Here is a 19,687-nt window from a genome sequence, read left to right on the forward strand (position 1 = left end):
GAGGCGCCTAAAAAGCTCCTAAAACCCACCAACAAACCGCACCCACCACACCCCGGCCACCCACACCCACACCCACACATCAAGCAGGGGCGCCTTTTTTGACGGCTTCGCGCGGGTTTAAGAAGGATCCGCTGGGTGGCGCAGTTCGGTTGAGCGTGGTGCGCTGCGTTGGCGGCCGCCGGTGTTCGCGTGCACGACCGCGCACAGGTCCGAGTCACTGCGCACGCGTCGCGTGGGCGGCAATCGTCGGGCGTGGTGGGTGCCTGAAGTCAAGGGCAGGCGCCTCCGGCGGGGGCACTCCAGGCTCTGAGGGATCCCCAACCCCCCGCGTCTCGGGCGCACCACGTCACGACCGCACGTGTGCGCACCCGGGTGGACCGTGTCCACACCACAGGCCGGGGTTGTCCCGGGTTCCCCGTCGCGTCGGCGGGCGTAGCCAAGCTGGCCGGACAGCCGGTGTCAAGCCGGACGCGACAGCACCACAGCAACAGCGATCCGGCTTGATACCGGCTGGCCGGTCTGCTTCCGTGAGGCGACGATGCGACGGGGAACCCGGGACAAGGCGACCACAAGCAGCGACCGCCAGCCGACTACGCGACCCCCCCTCCCCGGAGCGAGTGCCGCTCGCCGCGCAGGCGCCGCCGGAGGCCCTGCTTTTGGCTTTTGACTTTCGGTGCCCACCAAACGCGGCCGCCAGCCGCCCGCCTGACGCGTGCGCAGTGACTCGGACCGGCGCGCGGTCGTGCACACCCACACCGCCGGCCGCCAGCGCAACCCACTCCGCACCACCGAACTGCGCCACCCAGCGGATCCTTCTTAAACCCGTGCGAAGCCGTAAAAAGCTCTTAAAACCCACCAACAAACCGCACCCCAGCCACCCACACCCACACCAGCACCAGCACCAGCACCAGCACCAGCACCAGCACCACCGAATCTCACCGCCACGAGCGACCCGCGCCCGCTACACCCACCGCCGCACCACCGCCTCGCCGGCACCACCGCCCCACCCCGAACACGCCGAAGGCGGCCCCGGCCGAAGCCGGAGCCGCCCTCCGCGTACAGCAGTTACAGCAGTTACAGCAGTTACCGCAGTTCCGAACCAGAACCCTGAGCCGAGGCTCAGAAGTCCATGTCGCCGCCGGGCATGCCGCCGGCCGGGGCCGCCGCCTTCTCCGGCTTGTCGGCGATGACCGCCTCGGTGGTCAGGAACAGGGCGGCGATGGAGGCCGCGTTCTGCAGCGCCGAGCGGGTGACCTTGGCCGGGTCCAGGATGCCGGCCTTGATCATGTCGACGTACTCGCCGGTGGCGGCGTTCAGGCCGAAGCCGGTGTCCAGGTTGCGGACCTTCTCGACCACCACGCCGCCCTCAAGGCCGGCGTTGATCGAGATCTGCTTCAGCGGGGCCTCCAGGGCCAGGCGCACGATGTTCGCGCCGGTGGCCTCGTCGCCGGCCAGGTCGATCTTCTCGAACGCCTGCTTGCCGGCCTGGATCAGGGCCACGCCGCCGCCGGCGACAATGCCCTCCTCGACGGCCGCCTTGGCGTTGCGGACCGCGTCCTCGATGCGGTGCTTGCGCTCCTTGAGCTCGACCTCAGTCGCCGCCCCGGCCTTGATCACCGCGACGCCGCCGGCCAGCTTGGCCAGGCGCTCCTGCAGCTTCTCGCGGTCGTAGTCGGAGTCCGACTTCTCGATCTCGGCGCGGATCTGGTTCTTGCGGCCCTCGATGGAGTCGCTGTCGCCGTCGCCGTCCACGATCGTGGTCTCGTCCTTGGTCACCACGACCTTGCGGGCCTTGCCCAGCATCTCCAGGCCGACGGAGTCCAGCTTCAGGCCGACCTCCTCGGAGACGACCTGGCCGCCGGTCAGGATCGCGATGTCGCCGAGCATCGCCTTGCGGCGGTCGCCGAAGCCGGGGGCCTTGACCGCGACCGACTTGAAGGTGCCGCGGATCTTGTTCACGACCAGGGTGGCCAGCGCCTCGCCCTCGACGTCCTCGGCGATGATGACCAGCGGCTTGCCGCTCTGCATCACCTTCTCCAGGATCGGCAGGACGTCCTTGACGTTGCCGATCTTGGAGTTCGCGATCAGGATGTACGGGTCGTCGAAGGACGTCTCCATACGCTCCAGGTCGGTGGCGAAGTAGGGCGAGATGTAGCCCTTGTCGAAGCGCATGCCCTCGGTGAGCTCCAGCTCCAGACCGAAGGTGTTGCTCTCCTCGACGGTGATGACGCCTTCCTTGCCGGCCTTGTCCATCGCCTCGGCGATCATGTCGCCGATCGCGGTGTCGGCGGCGGAGATCGAGGCGGTCGCGGCGATCTGCTCGCGGGTCTCGACGTCCTTGGCCATGCTGGACAGCTCGGCGGAAACGGCCTCCACGGCCGCCTCGATGCCGCGCTTGAGCGCCATCGGGTTCGCCCCGGCGGCCACGTTGCGCAGGCCCTCGCGGACCAGCGCCTGGGCCAGCACGGTGGCGGTGGTGGTGCCGTCGCCCGCGACGTCGTCGGTCTTCTTGGCGACTTCCTTGACGAGCTCGGCCCCGATCTTCTCGTACGGGTCCTCCAGCTCGATCTCCTTGGCGATCGAGACGCCGTCGTTGGTGATCGTGGGGGCGCCCCACTTCTTCTCCAGGACGACGTTGCGCCCGCGCGGGCCGAGGGTCACCTTGACCGCGTCCGCGAGCTGGTTCATGCCGCGCTCGAGGCCGCGCCGGGCTTCCTCGTCGAACGCGATGATCTTCGACATTGTGGTACAGACCTCCCACACCAGGGATTCCTTGGCGAACCGCCAGGCGCCCGCGACGGACGGCTCGTCGCCGCGCCGGTCCCTGCCGGTGAGACGATGTTCGAGCCTCGCCTGAGAGGTTCTCTCATTTGGCACTCTCGGTGTGAGACTGCCAAGGTCCATGATTAGCACTCTCCCCCGGGGAGTGCAAGCCGGTCGACAAGCTTCAGGGCCCGCTCCCGTATCGTGGGAGCGGGCCCTGAAGGCTGTTGTGCGGAGTTGTCGTCGGTCGGGCGGCGGCGCGAAAGCCCCGAATGGTCGCGACCCGGTGATGGGAACCAGTGTCGATCGCAGGGATAGTCTGTTAGACGATGACCCGGACCATGTCGGCCTGCGGGCCCTTCTGCCCCTGCGAGATCTCGAACTCGACGCGCTGGTTCTCTTCCAGGCTGCGGTAGCCGTCCATCTGGATCGCGCTGTAGTGGACGAAGACGTCCGACCCGCCGTCGACCGCGATGAACCCGTAGCCCTTCTCCGCGTTGAACCACTTGACGGTGCCCTGAGCCATTCCGTACTCCCCTTGCTGCCGGCTCTAGAGGAGTGGGCTACCCCCTGTGGAACCCCACCCCAATTCCGGCCCGCACCCCGCGGGCCAGGGTCGTTCGCCGCCGTACCACCCGCCGTACCAAGAGGGTTGAGCTGGAGGGATCTCGCCGAATCGTTCGACCGGCGCTGAGACTAGCCAATGTGACGCTCAGTACAACAGGTCTAAATCTCAGAGATTATTCAGAGGTTCGTAAGTGGTGCGCAGACAAATACGGACCGATCCCCGCGTATCTTCTCGTCCTGTTCACGGTGAGTAGATAACGATACGGGAACCGGTCCTCGTTCCGGGCACGCCGAAGCGCCGCCGCATCAGCCCCCTGCGACGGCCGGGATGATGGAGACGCTGCCGCCCTCCGGCACCGCGGTCCCCAGACCTTCGGCGAAGCGCACGTCGTCGTCGTTCACGTAGACGTTCACGAAACGCCGCAGCTTGCCGTCGTCGTCCAGGACCCGCGCGCGGATCCCGGTGTGGTCGGCCTCCAGCTGGTCGATCACCTCCGCCAGAGTACCGCCCGGCACCGACACCTCGGCCTTGCCGTCGGTGTAAGTACGCAGGATGGTGGGAATCCGTACGGTGATGCTCATAGCCATGCTCCTTACTCGATCCCCTCGCGGGGCGTCATGCCGATGAAGATTGCGCGAACAGCTTGATCCGGTCCGCTCGGTCCGGGAGTCCCGGAGCGGTCAGAGCGTCGCGCGGAAGGCGTCCAGGGACGGCTTGATGACCGCCGTCGGCCCGCAGTCCGAGACCGCGTCGAGGGTCTTGAGCCCGTCGCCGGAGTTGATGACCACGGTGAGCGCGTCCGGGTCCAGCCGGCCGGCGTCGGCGAGCTTCTTCAGCACCCCCACCGTCACCCCGCCCGCGGTCTCGGCGAAGATGCCCTCGGTACGCGCCAGCAGCTTCACGCCCGCGCGGATCTCCTCGTCGGTCACGTCCTCGACCGTGCCGCCGGTGCGCCGGGCGATGTCCAGCACGTACGGGCCGTCGGCGGGGTTGCCGATCGCCAGCGACTTGGCGATGGTGTCGGGCTGCTTGACCGGGCGGATGACGTCGATGCCGTCCTTGTAGGCCTGCGAGACCGGAGCGCAGCCGGCGCCCTGGGCGCCGACCACCTTGTACGGGGTGTCCTCGACCAGGCCGAGCTTCACCAGCTCCCGGAAGCCCTTGTCGATCTTCGTGAGCTGCGAGCCGGAGGCCACCGGGATCACGATCTGCTCCGGCAGCCGCCAGCCGAGCTGCTCGGCGATCTCGTACGCCAGCGTCTTGGAGCCCTCGGCGTAGTACGGCCGCAGGTTCACGTTGACGAAGCCCCACTTCTCGGCGAGCTCGTCGCCGATCAGCTCGCTGCAGAAGCGGTTGACCTCGTCGTAGGTGCCGTCGATGGCGATCAGCCGGCCGCCGTAGACGGAGGCGACGACGATCTTCTCCTTCTCCAGGTTCGACGGGATGAACACGCAGGAGTCCAGCCCGGCCCGCGCGGCGGCGGCCCCGACCGCGCCGGCCAGGTTGCCGGTGGAGGAGCAGGAGAGCGTGGTGTAGCCGAAGGCGTGGGCGGCCTGCACGGCGATCGCGACGACGCGGTCCTTGAAGGAGTGCGTCGGGTTGCCGGAGTCGTCCTTGACGTGCAGGTTCGTCAGGCCGAGTTCCCGGCCGAGGTTGTGCGCGCGGACCAGGCGGGTCCAGCCGGGGTTCGTGGTGGGGCGGGTCGCGACGTCGGCCGGGACCGGCAGCAGCGGGGCGTAGCGCCAGATCGACGCGGGGCCGGCCTCGATCTGCTCGCGGGTGACCGTGCCGAAGTCGTAGGAGATCTCCAGCGGGCCGAAACACTCTTCACAGGCGAACTTCGGGCCGAGCTCTGTGGTGTGACCACACTCACGACAGGACAGATGTGCCGCGGGGCCGAAGGGCGTGGTCGTGGAGGGTGCCGACGTGAGGGTGCCAGACATGACGCGAGGTTCCTTTCCTCATCTTTCCCACGGCTCGGCGGCTGCCGGGTGGGCCGGAGTTGGCACCGCGCCGTGCCACGATGAGGTGGCAGAACGGATGGTTGCCGGAGCGTCATAGGGCCGGTCCCTCAGCTCCTCTGGATGAGCACTTATTGAGTTGTTGCTATGGAGCGTAAGCCTCCGGCGGCCAGGTGGGACCTATCCGTCCGGATCCCGAGACGACGGGCCGTCTGCGCCGTCGCCTACTCTTGAAGAGGTCGCTGATACCGATTTCAGAGTGGAGAGCCCGGTGCTGGAAGAGGTGGAGCGGTGGCTTGACGCGCGCTCCTCGAAGGCTTCGGACTGGCCTCTGGAGCGGCTGCTGGCGGCGAAAGCCGCCACCGGGGCCCGGATCAGCGTGGTGTTGCCCGCGCTGGACGAGGAGGAGACCGTCGGCGCGATCGTCACCGCCATCCGCGAGGACCTGGTGGAGGCCGTGCCGCTGGTGGACGAGTTGCTGGTGGTGGACTCCGGCTCGGCCGACCGCACCGCGGAGAACGCCGCGGCGGCCGGAGCGAAGGTCCTGCACCGGGACGAGATCCTGCCCGGCATCCCGTCAGTGCGCGGCAAGGGCGAGGTGCTGTGGCGGTCGCTGGCCGCGACCACCGGCGACCTGGTCTGCTTCATAGACGCCGACCTCAGGGAGTTCTCCTCCACGGTGGTCACCGGTGTGCTCGGGCCGCTGCTCTGCTCCACCGACGACGGCATCCACCTGGTCAAGGCCATGTACGACCGCCCCCTCGTGGCCGGCTCCGCGGTCCTGCCGGCCGGCGGCGGCCGGGTCACCGAGCTGGTGGCGCGGCCGATCCTGAACCTGCACTGGCCACTGCTGGCCGGCTTCGTGCAGCCGCTGGGCGGGGAGTACGCGGCGCGCCGGACGCTGCTGGAGCGGCTGCCGTTCCCGACCGGCTACGGCGTCGAGACCGCGATGCTGATCGACACCCTGGCGCTGGTCGGGCTGGACGGCATGGCGCAGGTGGACGTCGGCGTGCGGCTGCACCACCACCAGGACGACGCCGGGCTGGGCCGGATGGCCAGCGAGATCATGCAGGTGGCCTGGGAGCGGCTGCAGCGCGAGGGGCGGATCGTGCCCGGCGGGGACGGAGCCCGGCCGCACACGCTGATGACGCAGTTCCATCGCGAGGCCGAGGGGTTCGCGCCGCGGTCGACGGACGTGACGGTGGTCGAGCGGCCGCCGATGCGGACCCTTACTCGGGGCGAGGGCGTAGAAGCAGAGGAAGTAGTGGAAGTCGTGGAGTAGCCGAGCCGGCGCAGCGTTCCGCGCGGGTCATGCAGTGCGCGCGGGCCGGGCATTACATACACCCGGGTGTTGCGCGCGGGCAGAGTGTCCCGCGCGCCGAGTACCCCGGGCCGGTCTAGCCTTCCGCACCTGTCGGCCGCGCCGGGCCCGGCGAACTGTCCGACCCCTCCGGCGTCTGAGGCCTGAACCAGGAGACCAGGCCCTCGATCCGGACGCCGTCGGGATCGCGCGGGAGGCTGTCGAACTCCTTGACCAGCGCCTCCAACCGCTTCTGGAAGTCGGCGGCGACGTCGGCCGGCAGGGTGGAGGACAGGAACATGAGCATGCCGCTGTTCTTCGCCTCCTCCGGATCCGACAGGATCCCCAGGCCGTCCATGTGCCGCAGGAAGCGCCTGCGGTAGTCGGCCAGGTTCTCGTCGATGATCCGGTCCATCGCCTCGCGGGTCTCGACCGGGTGCGCGGTGGGGTCGATCGTCAGCGAACTCTGCGCCGACCGGTACTTGGTCTCGACGATGCCGGACACCACCCGGGTCTCCGCGGCCTCGATCAGACCGGCTTCCAGCAGCACCTTCAGATGCCGGTAGAGCTTGGTCTGCGGCTCGCCGAGGTCCTCGGCCAGCTCCTTGGCCGACTTCGGCACCCGGTCGCGGGACAGCGCGCGCAGCAGCGACAGGCGCGTGGTGTCGGCGAGCGCCTTGATGGTGTCGACGTCGGTGACGGTGCGCACCACCTGTTGAATCAGCGCCACCTGCTCCTGCGCGGCGGAGACCTCCGCATGTGCCTCCCGGAGCGCACCGGCCAGGTCAGAGGTCGTTTTCTTGCTGTCCATGGGGTCCATCTTGCCAGACGCTCACGGATGCGTCATCATTCACTCAAGCGTGAATGATGGTGAGAAGGTGAACGGTGGCGCTAACGCGAACGTTCATGAATCAGGGAGGGTTCACGATGACCGCAACAGTGCTGGAGCCGACGGGGGACGCGGCGATGGATACGGATGTCGCGCCGGAGGACGGTGCTCGGGCCGGACAGCGGGCGGCAGCCGGGAACACCGAGGCCACCGCTAGTGCCAAGACCGCGGGCCCGGCCCAGGCAGCAGTCGCCAGCAGCGCGGAGGCCGCCGGCTCCGTCGAAGCATCCGGCACCGAGAGCGCCACCAAGCCCATCCCCCTGCGCCGCAACCGCAACTTCAACCTGCTGTGGGGCGGCGCCGTCTCGGCCATGCTCGGCCTGAGCACCGCCGACATCGCCTACCCGCTGGTGATCCTGGCGCTGACCGGCTCGCCGCTGAAGGCCGGCCTGTTCGCCACGGTGCAGCTGATCGCCTCGGTGCTGGCGACGCTGCCGGTCGGGCAGTTGATGGACCGGAAGGACCGGCGGCGGCTGCTTCTGCTGTCGGAGTCGGTGCGCGTGGTCGCCGCGGGTTCGGTGGCCGTGGCGTACTTCCTCGGAGCCCTGACGTTCTGGCACCTGCTGCTCACCGCCGCCGCGCTCGGTGCGATCCAGCCCTTCGCCGGGGCGCGGACGCTGCTGCTGCGGCAGGTCGTGGCGCCCGAGCAGATTCCGGCCGCGCTCACCGCCGAGCAGGTGCGGCAGCAGGGGTGTGAGCTGGCCGGGCCGCCGCTCGGTGGGATGTTGTTCGGGATCTCGCGGGCGCTGCCGTTCCTGTTCGCGATGGCCGCCGGGTTGTTCTCGCTGCTCACCGTGGTGCTGCTGAAGCTGCCGAAGTCCGTGACGCTGGCCGCCGACCAGGCCGCCGACCAGCCGGAAGGCCCAGCCGCGGCCGGCACCGACACCGAGCGCGGCGGCGCGCTCCTCGGCCTGAAGACGATCATGCGCGACCCGGTGATGCGCGCCACCACCCTGGCCCTGTGCCTGGTGAACACCGCCGGCTACCCGGTCTTCCTGAGCCTGGTCGTGCGCATGCACCAGCAGCACGCCGCCTCCGGCACCACCGGTCTGGTGGTCGGCGCCATGGCGCTCGGCGGGCTGGCCGGCACCGTGCTGGTGAAGCCGCTGCACAAGGTGATGCGGCCGGGCTGGCTGCTGATCGTGGCGTGCCTGGTGTTCGCCGTCGCCAACTTCGGGATGACGTTCGTCGGCGCCCCCGCCGCCGACGCCGCGTTCCTCGCCCTCAGCGGCGCCGTGATCCCGTCCGCCGTGGTCATGGTCAACGTGCTGATCCTGCAGGCGGTCCCGGACGAGCAGCGCGGCCGCACCGCCGCCGCGCTGGACGTGTTCCTGCTGATCGGGATGCCGGCCGGAATGTTGGTGGCCAGCGCCGCGCTGCAGTGGTTCTCACCTACCGGGACGCTTCTGGGCCTGTCCTTGCTGATGACGGTCGCGGTGCTGTACTCCGTGTCCCAGAAGGCTCTGCGGGCCGCGCAGTGGCCGGACGCTCAGCAGGGCTGAGCGTCCCCTGAGCCGGGGAGTGTCGGTCGGCGCTGTGTGGAGCGCCTGATCCGGCACTCCCCTTGTGCGTGTGGCGGGCCGCCTCGTGGACCGCGGAATGAATGGAACGCACGGAATGCGGCACGTGCGGTGAGTGCGGCAGATGCTTGATCGGATGGTGCGCGTGCAGCCGGTGCACCAGCCGTTCACGGACCGGCTCGCCGGCCCGCGCGCCGAGCGAATCGGCGGCCTTCACCACGGCGACCACCGGCGCCGCCGGACGCGGCTTGGGCGTCGAGCCGCCGAACAGCCCGAGCCCGGCCAGCAGCCCGGTCCCGCACACCGCGACGACCGCGGCGAGCAACGCGGGGCGGCTCATCGGCCGCGCCTCGGCGGGCTCCCGGTCGTGCTGCTCCCCGTCGCGCGGTTCCCGGTCAGGCGGCTCGGTCCCGGTCATGTCCTTCATTAGACACAGGCCGGGGCTCCCCGTCCGGGTCCGGCCCGATGTCGGCGACCCGTTTCACCCGTCCGGACCTGGCGCGCTGGCGCGCGGCGCGCAGCCGCCGCAGACGCTTGACGACCTCCGGCTCCAGGGCCAGCGCGGCCTCGTCGTCGAGCAGTGCGTTGAGCAGCTGGTAATAACGGGTAGCAGAGATCTGGAACCGCTCCCGGATCGCCTGCTCCTTGCTACCGGCGTTGCGCCACCACTGCTTCTCGAACGCCAGGATCGCGCGGTCCCGGTCTGTCAATCCGCCCCCGGGCTCGCTGCTGTTCATGCAGAACAGAGTACGGCCGCACACCCACACGGCGTCCAGGCGGCCGAATGGCGTACCGTAGGTCCGTCCAGGTACAGGTCTATACCAATCAACAGGTGGGCGATGACACTGCTGACGAACGCCCGGATCGTCCTCCCCGGCGGCGTGCGAGCCGACGGCTGGCTGCGCCTGGACGGCCACCGGATCGCCGAGGTGGGCCCGCAGGGCTCCACCCCGAAACCGTCCGACACGGATCCGCACGAGGCCTCCATAGACCTGGCCGGGCGCTACTTGCTGGCCGGCTACGTCGACATGCACACCCACGGCGGCGGGGGCGCCGCCTTCAGCTCCGGCGACATCGAGCAGGCGGTGCGGGCGGCCGCCTTCCACCGCGCGCACGGCACCACCACGACCGTCGCCTCGACGGTCTCCACCGAGCTGGACGTCCTGCAGCGCTACCTGTCCGACCTGGCCGGCCTGGTCGAGGACGGCCTGCTGGCCGGGCTGCACCTGGAAGGCCCCTTCATCAACAAGGCCCGCTGCGGCGCCCACGACCCGGCCCTGCTGCGCGCCCCCGACCCGGCGCTGCTGCGGCCGCTGCTGGCCGCCGGCCGCGGCACGGTGAAGATGGTGACCCTGGCGCCCGAGCTCGACTACGGCATCGAGGCCACGGCGCTGCTGGCCAACTCCGGCGTGATCGCCGCGGTCGGGCACACCGACGGCGGCTACGGCATCACCGAGGAGGCCTTCTCCAACGGCGCCCGGGTCGCCACCCACCTGTTCAACGCGATGCCCGGCGTCCACCACCGCGAGCCGGGCCCGGTGGTGGCCGCGATCGAGGACGAGAACGTGATCGTGGAGCTGGTCAACGACGGCATCCACGTGCACCCGGCGGTGATCGGCATGGTCTTCAACGCCGTCGGCCCGCACCGGGTGGCCCTGATCACCGACGCCATGGCCGCGGCCGGCCAGCCCGACGGCATGTACCGGCTCGGCGCGCTGGACGTCGAGGTCTCCGACGGCGTGGCCCGGCTGGCCGGCGGCGGCTCGATCGCCGGCAGCACCCTGACGATGGACGTCGCGCTCCGGCGCGCGGTGCGCGAGCTGGGCCTGCCGATCGAGGACGCCTCGGTGTCGGCCTCCCTGACCCCCGCGCGCGCCCTGAGCCTGGACCACGAGATCGGCTCGATCGAGGTCGGCAAATTCGCGGACCTGGTCGTGCTCGACGACGAACTGGAAGTGTGCGGCGTCATGAAGCGCGGCGAGTGGGCCGTCGCCCCGAAGTGAGGCGTCTTCTCAGTGCCCGCACTTCAATGTAAGTAATTCAATACACGCAGTCCCACGCCTGTTTGCGGATTCCGGCCGGTATTCATCGGCTGGAACGACTCAACCCTTTGAGCCGGTCTTGGCAACCGGCGACCTTCGGCGTGCCCGCTCCGCCGCGGATCAGACCTCGTCCACCTCGGGGTTCCCACCGGCATCACCCGTTCGCACTCGCGTTCCGGCCGGGCCCTGCCAGATGCGCCGCTCGGGTGAATCTTCACCGCTCCCGACCGCTTTCCAGCTATAAAAGCCGAACCCCCTGGGCGAGAATCCAAGAGTGAGCTTCATCTGAATCTGGTTTTCATCTCCCTTCGGGAACGAATGGCCCCGCCGACCCGGGCGACGGCCACTCTCCATAGCCGACCGCATCACTAGGTAGAGATTCACGCACGGCGACCGAAAAACGCCGGGCACTCGCAGGCGAAGGAGTCGCTGTCATGGTCTTCTCGGTATCCGGTGTGCTGCTGCTGGGCATCATCACCTTCATCCTGTTCCGCAAGGACGGACTCAAGGTCTCGCACATGATCGTGTGCGCGCTGCTCGGCTTCTACCTCGCGTCCACCTCGATCGCCCCGAACATCAAGCAGAGCGGCGCCTCCATCGCCAGCTTCATCAGCAACCTGCACTTCTAGCGGCGCCAGGGCTGATCCGGCGTCGGGCCGGCCGAGCCAGCAGAGCCAGCTAGAGCTCCTCCAGCTAAGGGGTCGAACACCTATGGCGGGATCGGTGGGGACCGAGAACCCCATCCAGCGCCTGGCCCGCGGCTTCCGTGACCACCCGATCACGGAGGCCGTCGGCCGTTACTCGAACACCACCCGGCACGCCTCCAAGCGCGCCAAGGCGCGGGCGATGGACATCGGGCACCCGGTGGTGGTGCTGCTCCGCGGGACCAGGCAGATGGCCGCGGACGCCAGGACGTACTGGACCGAGGCCGGCGGGCACGAGAAGCACAAGGAGTGGCGGGACCTCGTGGTCTTCGTCTTCGCCGTGTGCGCGGTGGCCGTGGGCTTCCAGCCGTACGGCATCCTGCTGCTGATCGCGGTCTGGGCCGCGGCGGCCACCTACCTGGGCCGGGACCGGCCCGACCCCGGCAAGGACCCGGAGAGCGACGCGCACGTCGCGCGGCTGCAGTCGGCGTACAACGGCCTGGTCCCCTACCTGATGGACACCCACGACCCGGACGAGCGGTTCAAGCCCGGCGGCGGCTACCGCGACGGGTTCACCGAGTGGGAGTTCGACGACGGCGACCGGCTGGTGGCGCTCAAGCTCCAGTACTCCCCCTTCTTCAAGGACGGCGAGCACGACTCCCGGGCCAAGGTCGAGCGGGCCCTGGAGGGCAAGATCGGCCAGGCCAACGAGTACCTGTACGACTGGGACGAGGAGGGCAACAAGCTCTCCGTCCGCATCCTGCCGCCGCTGCCGATCGGGATCCCGGCGCAGCCGTGGAAGGTCGCCGAGATCGAGTACGTGCTCGGCTTCACCGATCCCACCTCGACCGCGCGCCTGATCCCGGTGCAGCTGAGCGCCGAGCCCGGCGGCGAGGTGCCGGTGGTGGAGCTGGCGCCGGTGGTCTGGCGGCACGGCCGGTTCGCCGCCGAGCCGCACCTGCTGGTGGCCGGCGTGCTGGGCAGCGGCAAGTCGAACCTGCTGCGCTCGCTGGCCGCGCAGGCCCTGGGCCACGGCCACCTGGTGACCGCGATCGACGCCGAGCACACCGGGCACTTCGACGAGTTCTCCGGGCGCGACGGCGTGCTGCGCGTGGAGTCCGCGCCGGCCGCCGCGATGGACCTGCTCGACTGGGTCTGCGCGGAGTCCACGCGCCGGGCCGAGCGGCTGCGCGAGCTCGGGGACACCGAGGACACGCTGATCGCCGAGCTGGCCAAGCCGCTGTGGCTGTTCGTGGACGAGCTGGCCGCCCTGGGCGAGGCGGCGGCCCGGGCCGGGCTGGCCGACCCGCAGGACCTGCTGGCCGACCTGATGCGGGCCGGCCGCACCACCGGTGTGACCGTGGTGCTCTCCAGCCGGGCCGAGCGGGTCTCCGAGCTGCGGGCCACGGTCCGCAACCAGGCGCACGCCCGGGTCGGGCTCGGGCAGCTGCCGCCCGGGGCTTCCACCGCGCTGTTCGGCGGCACGCTGGAGATCGGCGGGCCGGCCGTGCTGCCCCCGGGACGCGGGTTCGCCCGCGTCGGCGGCGGGCCGGTGGTGCGGGTGCAGGTGCCGGTCGCGGCGGATGTGACGGCCGCGCTGCCGGTGCTGGTCGGTGCGGTCGTGGCCGGCGGGGACCCGATGGCCGACGGGTTCGACGGTTTCGACGGCGCCGACGGTGCGGACGGTGCGGACGGGACCGGTGCGGCCGGCGGGTTCGGCGGGACCGGCGGCCAGGGACCCGACGTCTACTGAGCGGTACCCCGGAGCTTCACGGGGCCTCGCGAGGCGGGCGGTGCTGATGCGCCGCCCGCCTCGCGGTTCGGCGCCCACCTGTCGAGAAGTTCCCGATCGCCCAGGTGAGGATGCTCACGGGGGTATTCGTTCGAATTCAAACTGGGGACCCCGGCGCGCTGGGTAGGGTTGAGCACTATGAGTATCCCCAAGCGTGCCGCGATCGGCCTCGCGGCGACGGTGACGGCCCTGATAATGACCGCCTGCTCGTCGAACGGCTCCAGCGGCTCGTCCAACGGATCCACCGGCGGGGCGGCGTCCACCACGACGACGTCCGGCGCGCAGGCGGCGCCGAGCACGGCGGCGGCCGACTGGTCGCGCAATCCGGACCAGACCTCGACCGCGCTCAAGGCCGGCCTGCCGATGCTGGGCAGCGAGATGCTGCAGGTCCACTACCACGCGCACCTCGACGTGATCGTCGACGGCAAGACGGTCACCGTGCCGCAGTACATCGGCATCGACGAGAACGCCCAGACCATCACCGCGCTGCACACCCACGACACCAGCGGCGTGATGCACATCGAGTCCGCCAAGGACACCCCCTTCAAGCTCGGCCAGTTCTTCACCGAGTGGGGCCAGCCGCTGAGCGCCACCCAGGTCGGCCCGGTCGCGATCGGCGGCACCGAGGCGCTGCACGTGATCGTGAACGGCAAGGAGATCACCGGCGACCCGGCGCAGTACGTGCTGAAGGCGCACGACGAGATCGCGGTCTGGGTCGGCGCGAAGGGCCAGACCCCGCAGGTGCCGTCCTCCTACAACTTCCCGCCCGGCCTGTAGCAGAACCGGGGCGCGCCCGACAGCGTGATTCGCGGGCAACTCAGAACTCTGCGGTGCACACCGGGTCAGGCCCTGGTCGGACAGGGTCCTGATCCGGTGTGACATTCAGCACTCGGCACAACGGGATAACGGAACACCGAACCTCTGTGCCGCGTGGTGCGCGATGCGCTACCTTCTAAGGGTGGCGATGTCTCAGGCGAGCGGTTCGACGGCGGGTCCGATGACTCCGCCGCGGCGCGTCGGTGTGCCGCCGCTGAACCTGGGCAACCAGGCTGTGGCCGACCGGCTCGACCGGCATTTCGCGGCGATCGTGGACGCGCCGGCGGCGCGGGACGACGACAACGCCACCGAAGCCCTGGAAACCATGATCGCGGTGCTGCCCCGCACCGGCGGCGCCCGGCGCTCCGAGCGCGCGCTGTGGCTGCGCGCGCCGTTCCGGCGGCTGAAGCGCCTGATCGGGCTGTAGCAGCCGCCCACCGAACTGCGCCGCTTTGCGCGGCGGCATACGGTTATCCCATGGCTGACACCACCAACGACGCCGGGATCGGCGCGCGCATCAAGGAACTGGTCGCGGAAGAGCATCGGCTGCGTTCGCACCCCAATCCCACCGACGAGGACCTCACCGCGCTCAAGAGCGCGGAGATCGAGCTGGACCAGTGCTGGGACCTGCTCCGGCAGCGGCGGGCCAAGCAGGAGACCGGCGGGAACCCGGGGGACGCGAAGGCCCGGGCGGTCGGCGAGGTGGAGGGGTACCTCCAGTAGGACGTCCAGACGTCACAGGACATCGGGGCGGGGGGGGGGGGGGGCGCGCCCCCCCCCCCCGGGGGGGGGGCCGCGCCCCCCACCCCCGGGGCCCCGGGCCCGGCGCTCCCCCCCCCCCCCCCCCCCCCCCCCCCCCGGGGGGGGCCCCCCCCCCCCCCCCCCCCCCCCCCGCCCCTGTGGTTTCCCCGCTTCCCCGTTCCCTCTGTCCCCGTTCCCGTTTCCCCCGTCCCGTGCCCCCGTGCCCCGCGTTCCCGCGGTCGGGCGGCTCCCCTCTCAGGCCTCCGTGATCGCCGCGGCGACCGTCTGCCGTGCCGCCCGGCGCGCCGGGATGACCGCGGCCAGGACACCGGCCAGGGCGCCCGCCACGACGTAGATCAGCAGCTGCGTGTACGGGATCGCCAGGCTCCCCACGCCGGTGGCCTTCGCCACCAGGTGCACCAGGGCCCAGCCGAAGCCGCCGCCCATCATGATCCCGAGGCTGACCCCCAGGACCGCCATCAGCATCGCTTCGAGCATCAGCATCCGGCGCAGTTGCTGCTTGGTCAGACCCAGGGCCCGCAGCAGCGCGCTCTCGCGGGTGCGCTCCAGGACCGACAGCGACAGGGTGTTGGCGATGCCGATCAACGCGATCAGGATCGCCAGCCCCAGCATCGCGGTGAACAGGGCCAGGATCTGGTCCAGACTGCTGTTCAGCTGGTTCTTGTAGTCGGCGACGCTGTCCACGGTCAGCAGCGGGTCACCGGCGACTGTCGCCTCGATCACCGCACGGGAGGCCGCCGACGTGACACCCGGCTTGGCCAGGATGCTGACCGCGGCCGGGCCCTGGGCCGGAAACAGCCGCGCGAAGTCGGCGACCGACACCGCCGCCTCCGGCATGCCGATCCCGCTGTCCTGGTAGACGGCGACGACCTTCAGCTTCAGGGTGCTGCCGTCCTGCGCGGCGACCGTGACCGTCTGCCCGACGGCCGTGTGGAGGGAGGCGAGCTGGTTGTCCTGCAGCCCCACGGTGCCCGGGACCACGTCGCTGATCGAGCCCTGCTTCATGATCGGGTTGATCAGCGTGTGGTAGCCGGCGGCGTCCATCGCGCCGGTCTGCTCGGTCTGGCCGTTGACCGTCGCCCTGCCCTCGTACTGCGCCGCGACCGGGCCGAGTTCCGGCAGGGCCTTGAGCTTGGCGACCATGTCCGCCGGGACGGACCGGTCGGGCTCGGCGACCACCTGGTAGTCGAACGGGTAGTGCTGCTTGATGGAGTCCGTGGCCGAGGCCTTGATGGAGGACGTGACCACGGTGAACATCGTCACCAGCGTGAGGCCGATGGTCAGCGCGGCGGTGGTGGCGGCGACGCGGCGCGGGTTGCGGGCGGCGTTGGCCGTCGCCAGCCGGGCCGTCGAGCCGAGCAGTCTGCCGGGCAGCCAGCCCAGCACGCGGATGACCGGGGAGACGATCACCGGGCCGAGCGCCAGCACGCCGACGAAGGTCACCATGGCACCGCCGGTGAGGACCAGGAAGCCCGTGCTCCGGTCCTGGTTCTGCATCCCGAGGTAGCCGACCGCGATCCCGACGGCCGCCAGCACCAGGCCGACGGTGACGCGGACGCGTCCGGCCTTGCGGGTCACCCGGGTCTCGCCGAGTTGCGACGACAGTGCCTGCACCGGGGCGACGCGGGTGGCGGCGCGCGCCGGCAGCAGCGCGGAACCGACGGTGAGCAGCAGACCCAGGCCGATCGAGTACAGCGCCGCGCTCGTCTTGACGACCAGGTGGTCCGTCGGCAGGTTCAGCCCGGCGGCGTTGAGCAGCAGGGCCAGCCCCCGGGACAGCCCGATGCCGGCGAAGAAGCCCGCGACCGAGGCCAGGAGCCCGAAGACGAACGCCTCGATCAGGGTGCTGCCAAAGACTTGGCGGCGGGTCGCTCCGACGCAGCGCAGCAGGGCCAGTTCGCGGGCCCGCTGCGCGACCAGGATCTGGAAGGTGTTCTGGATGACCAGGGCCGAGACCAGCGCGGCGATGATCGCGAAGACCAGCAGGAAGGTGCCGAAGTCCTGGGTGTAGCCGGTGGCCGCGTTGGCCAGCGCGGTCTGCAGCTGCGCGCCGGTGTAGAAGGTGTCGCCGCTGCCGTCGAGCACCGGCAGGTCCTTCAGCTCGGTGACCAGGTGGTCCTGGCTCACGCCGGACTTGGCCCGCACCGCGATCTGGTCGTAGCCGGTGACTCCCGTGACCCGCAGGGCGGTGGCGGTGTCGAAGCCGACGACCGACTGCGTGGCGTAGGTCTTGTCGGTGCTGGTGTCGAAGATGCCGACCAGGCGGAAGGTCTCGCGCTGGTCGCCGTGGTCGATGACGGTCACCTGGTCGCCGAGAGCGAAGTGCCGGTCTTCGGCGGTGGACTTGTCCAGGACGATGTCGGCCGGGCCGGCCGGGGCACGGCCGGAGGAGAAGCCGAAGTAGCCGAGCGCGGCGTCGGTCGGGAACCCGATGCCGATGCCGGTGTTCCCGTACTCCTTGACCACCTTGCCGTTCTTGTCCAGGACCGGCGCCGGGCCGAGGAGGCGGCCCTCGGCCGAGGCGACGTCCGGCAGGTTCCGGACGGCGTCCAGGGCCGCCGGGCTGACCGTTTTCTTGTCCTTCGGGCTCTCGGCGCTGGAGACTTGCAAGCTGCCCGCCGGGGTGACGGCGGCGTCGACGTTCTTGGCCTGCCGGGCGAAGCTGTCGAAGAAGGACTGCTGGATGGAGTCGGTGAAGATCAGCGTGCCGGCGACGAAGCCGACGCCGAGGAGCACGGTGATCGAGGACAGGAGCATGCGGGCTTTGTGGGCCCTCAGATTCGCCAGCGCGGTCTTGAACATCGCCGGGTCACTCCCCCGCCACGACGCGCTCGGGACGGATCATGCGCAGCTGCGCGGTCACCGAGTCCGGCGTCGGGGAGAGCACGTCGCCGCGCAGACGGGCGTCGGCGAGGAAGACCACGCGGTCGGCGGCGCAGGCCGCGGTGGTGTCGTGGGTGACCATCACGACGGTCTGGCCCAGCTCGCGCACGCTCATCCGCAGGAACGCCAGCACCTCGGCGCCGGACCGGGAGTCCAGGTTCCCGGTCGGCTCGTCGGCGAACACCACGTCCGGGCGGCTCATCAGCGCCCGGGCACAGGCCACGCGCTGCTGCTGGCCGCCGGAGAGCTCGCCGGGGCGGTGCTTGAGCCGCCCCTGGAGGTCCAGGACCCCGATCACCTGGTCCCACCACTGCTTCGGCGGCTTCAGACCGGCCAGGTCCAGCGGGAGCAGGATGTTCTGCTCGGCGGTGAGGGTGGGGAGCAGGTTGAACGACTGGAAGATGAAGCCGATCCGGCGGCGGCGCAGCAGGGTCAGGGCCTTGTCGTTCAGCTTGGTCAGCTCCACCCCGCCGATCTGCACCGAGCCGGAGGTGGCGGTGTCCAGGCCCGCGAGGCAGTGCATCAGCGTGGACTTGCCGGAGCCGGACGGGCCCATGATCGCGGTGAACTCGCCCTGGCCGAAGCCGACGGTGACGCCGTCGAGCGCGCGGACCGCGGTGGGGCCGGAGCCGTAGGTCTTGACGAGGTCGCTGGCGAGGACCGCGTAGCCGCCGGCGGTCGGCTCTCGGGTGGTGGCGGACATGGGAACCCCTCCGAAAAACGTGGTGGTGGTGGCGCTGGGATGTGCGTGGGCCGGGCCCGTCGGGCCCAAGAAAAAGGTAAGAACCACCGGGGGTCCGGGTCGTCGGCCGACGGGCTCGTCCCCGAGTAGTCGCCTGGCGGTGGTCGGGGTGCTCCGCGTACGACTCCAGGCTGGGGGGCCGCTGCGACTGAAGTCGTGCCCTGAGGGGAGGCGGCGCACCTGACCTGCGAAGACGCGCGCTTCATTCGGAGCCGCCGCGAGGGGTGGAATCCGCCGGCGCGCGCCACTCGTTGGAGTGATCTCCTGCGCGAACCTGCTGATCACCTCGCTCTTGCGGCTTACGCTCTAGGACGCTGCCGACTGGCGGGAGGGACGATGCGACGCTGTCAGCATTCCTGCGGCTGCGAGGGGAACGCGGTCGGGCGCGACCCCGAGAGCGGTCTGTCGTTGTGTGCCGCTTGCCTGGGACGCTCGATTCTCGGAACCGACTGCTCGCGGGCTCGGAAGTACTTCGGGCACGTGCCGGTGCGGTTCGTGAACGCGGCGTGGACCGAGCCGGTGCCGTTGCGGAACGGGGACCGGTCGGTGGTGCCGGACGGGTTCGAGTCCTTTCTGACGGTGCGGACCGAGCCGGGGGCGGCGGCTTGGGACTTCTTGCCGCTGGGCGGAGCCGGGGGCAGGGTCGGGGGCCGCGTCGGGGTCGGAACCGGGGCTGGGGTCGAGACGGAGGGTGCGGCGGCTGCTGCGGAGGTTGCGGCTGCGGCATCGGCCGAGGTCGCGGCGGCAGTCGTGATCCAGGTCCGGGCCGGGGTCGGCTTCGGTTTCCGGTTCGGGACCGGGTCGGCGACGAATCCGCAGCGCCCGCCGAAGGATCCGCCGTCGGGGCCGTTGCCGCCGCCGCCCGCGCGGCCGGTGCAACCGAACCCGCCGCGCCGATGAGCCGGTGGCGACTGTCCGCGACGCGCTGACCGCACCGTGTGCTCTGACACCTGTTGGAGCGGGCGCCGGACGGCTAGCCTGGCGGGGAATCAAGGCTCACATTCG

General features: G+C 70.5%; 17 protein-coding genes and 1 riboswitch. Of the genes, 9 read left to right on the forward strand and 8 right to left on the reverse strand.

Annotated elements, in window-relative coordinates:
* Positions 1 to 1,119: 1,119 nt before the first annotated feature.
* From groL to thrC, 4 genes are all read right to left on the reverse strand, one after another.
* The gene (gene groL, locus ABH935_RS33905) at positions 1,120 to 2,742 is read right to left on the reverse strand and encodes a chaperonin GroEL (RefSeq protein ID WP_370382041.1); all 1,623 of its coding nucleotides are present in this window, start codon (positions 2,740 to 2,742) and stop codon (positions 1,120 to 1,122) included.
* Between the two features lie 343 nt (positions 2,743 to 3,085).
* Entirely contained in the window at positions 3,086 to 3,289 is a 204-nt protein-coding gene (locus ABH935_RS33910; protein ID WP_015796671.1) for a cold-shock protein, read from the reverse strand.
* 347 nt (positions 3,290 to 3,636) lie between these two features.
* On the reverse strand, positions 3,637 to 3,912 hold the full coding sequence (locus ABH935_RS33915; RefSeq protein ID WP_194917176.1) for a ubiquitin-like small modifier protein 1: 276 nt from the start codon (positions 3,910 to 3,912) through the stop codon (positions 3,637 to 3,639).
* A gap of 99 nt (positions 3,913 to 4,011) precedes the next feature.
* Positions 4,012 to 5,274 (reverse strand): threonine synthase, encoded by a 1,263-nt coding sequence (thrC, locus tag ABH935_RS33920; protein ID WP_370382042.1) that lies wholly within the window; start codon positions 5,272 to 5,274, stop codon positions 4,012 to 4,014.
* Between the two features lie 15 nt (positions 5,275 to 5,289).
* A riboswitch (SAM riboswitch) is annotated at positions 5,290 to 5,422 on the reverse strand.
* Positions 5,423 to 5,563: 141 nt separating this feature from the next.
* Between thrC and ABH935_RS33925 the strand changes: the two genes are divergently transcribed.
* The gene (locus tag ABH935_RS33925) at positions 5,564 to 6,574 is read left to right on the forward strand and encodes a glucosyl-3-phosphoglycerate synthase (RefSeq protein ID WP_370382173.1); all 1,011 of its coding nucleotides are present in this window, start codon (positions 5,564 to 5,566) and stop codon (positions 6,572 to 6,574) included.
* A 115-nt stretch (positions 6,575 to 6,689) separates the two neighbouring features.
* Here ABH935_RS33925 and ABH935_RS33930 read toward each other — a convergent pair whose 3' ends face one another.
* Positions 6,690 to 7,403, reverse strand: a complete 714-nt coding sequence (locus ABH935_RS33930) for an ArsR/SmtB family transcription factor (RefSeq protein ID WP_370382043.1) — start codon at positions 7,401 to 7,403, stop codon at positions 6,690 to 6,692.
* Between the two features lie 116 nt (positions 7,404 to 7,519).
* Here ABH935_RS33930 and ABH935_RS33935 point away from each other — a divergent pair, with 116 nt between their 5' ends.
* A complete protein-coding gene (locus ABH935_RS33935; RefSeq protein ID WP_370382044.1) occupies positions 7,520 to 8,983 on the forward strand; it encodes an MFS transporter in 1,464 nt (487 codons plus the stop codon).
* A 413-nt stretch (positions 8,984 to 9,396) separates the two neighbouring features.
* On the opposite strand, the gene ABH935_RS33940 is transcribed toward ABH935_RS33935, so the two are convergent.
* Positions 9,397 to 9,738 carry a DUF3263 domain-containing protein gene (locus ABH935_RS33940; protein ID WP_194917180.1) on the reverse strand — a complete coding sequence of 114 codons (342 nt, stop codon included), beginning with the start codon at positions 9,736 to 9,738 and terminating at the stop codon, positions 9,397 to 9,399.
* 102 nt (positions 9,739 to 9,840) lie between these two features.
* Between ABH935_RS33940 and nagA the strand changes: the two genes are divergently transcribed.
* The 6 genes from nagA to ABH935_RS33970 all read left to right on the forward strand — a co-directional run bounded on the left by nagA (position 9,841) and on the right by ABH935_RS33970 (position 15,018).
* Positions 9,841 to 11,004 (forward strand): N-acetylglucosamine-6-phosphate deacetylase, encoded by a 1,164-nt coding sequence (gene nagA, locus ABH935_RS33945; protein WP_370382045.1) that lies wholly within the window; start codon positions 9,841 to 9,843, stop codon positions 11,002 to 11,004.
* 473 nt (positions 11,005 to 11,477) lie between these two features.
* Entirely contained in the window at positions 11,478 to 11,672 is a 195-nt protein-coding gene (locus tag ABH935_RS33950; protein ID WP_015796679.1) for a hypothetical protein, read from the forward strand.
* Positions 11,673 to 11,754: 82 nt separating this feature from the next.
* A complete protein-coding gene (locus tag ABH935_RS33955; protein WP_370382046.1) occupies positions 11,755 to 13,440 on the forward strand; it encodes an FtsK/SpoIIIE domain-containing protein in 1,686 nt (561 codons plus the stop codon).
* Positions 13,441 to 13,617: 177 nt separating this feature from the next.
* A complete protein-coding gene (locus ABH935_RS33960; RefSeq protein WP_370382047.1) occupies positions 13,618 to 14,256 on the forward strand; it encodes a hypothetical protein in 639 nt (212 codons plus the stop codon).
* A gap of 220 nt (positions 14,257 to 14,476) precedes the next feature.
* Positions 14,477 to 14,722, forward strand: a complete 246-nt coding sequence (locus ABH935_RS33965) for a hypothetical protein (RefSeq protein WP_370382048.1) — start codon at positions 14,477 to 14,479, stop codon at positions 14,720 to 14,722.
* A 50-nt stretch (positions 14,723 to 14,772) separates the two neighbouring features.
* Entirely contained in the window at positions 14,773 to 15,018 is a 246-nt protein-coding gene (locus ABH935_RS33970) for a DUF2630 family protein (protein WP_370382049.1), read from the forward strand.
* Positions 15,019 to 15,291: 273 nt separating this feature from the next.
* Here the strand turns inward: ABH935_RS33970 and ABH935_RS33975 are convergent, their stop codons facing one another.
* Both ABH935_RS33975 and ABH935_RS33980 read right to left on the reverse strand, forming a co-directional pair.
* Entirely contained in the window at positions 15,292 to 17,859 is a 2,568-nt protein-coding gene (locus ABH935_RS33975) for an ABC transporter permease (protein WP_370382050.1), read from the reverse strand.
* 7 nt (positions 17,860 to 17,866) lie between these two features.
* Positions 17,867 to 18,643 (reverse strand): ABC transporter ATP-binding protein, encoded by a 777-nt coding sequence (locus tag ABH935_RS33980; protein ID WP_370382051.1) that lies wholly within the window; start codon positions 18,641 to 18,643, stop codon positions 17,867 to 17,869.
* A gap of 375 nt (positions 18,644 to 19,018) precedes the next feature.
* Between ABH935_RS33980 and ABH935_RS33985 the strand changes: the two genes are divergently transcribed.
* Complete coding sequence (locus ABH935_RS33985; protein ID WP_370382052.1) at positions 19,019 to 19,582, forward strand: hypothetical protein; 564 nt, start codon at positions 19,019 to 19,021, stop codon at positions 19,580 to 19,582.
* The last annotated feature ends 105 nt before the right edge of the window (positions 19,583 to 19,687 follow it).

It is taken from the genome of Catenulispora sp. GAS73, assembly GCF_041262085.1.
Taxonomy (GTDB): domain Bacteria; phylum Actinomycetota; class Actinomycetes; order Streptomycetales; family Catenulisporaceae; genus Catenulispora.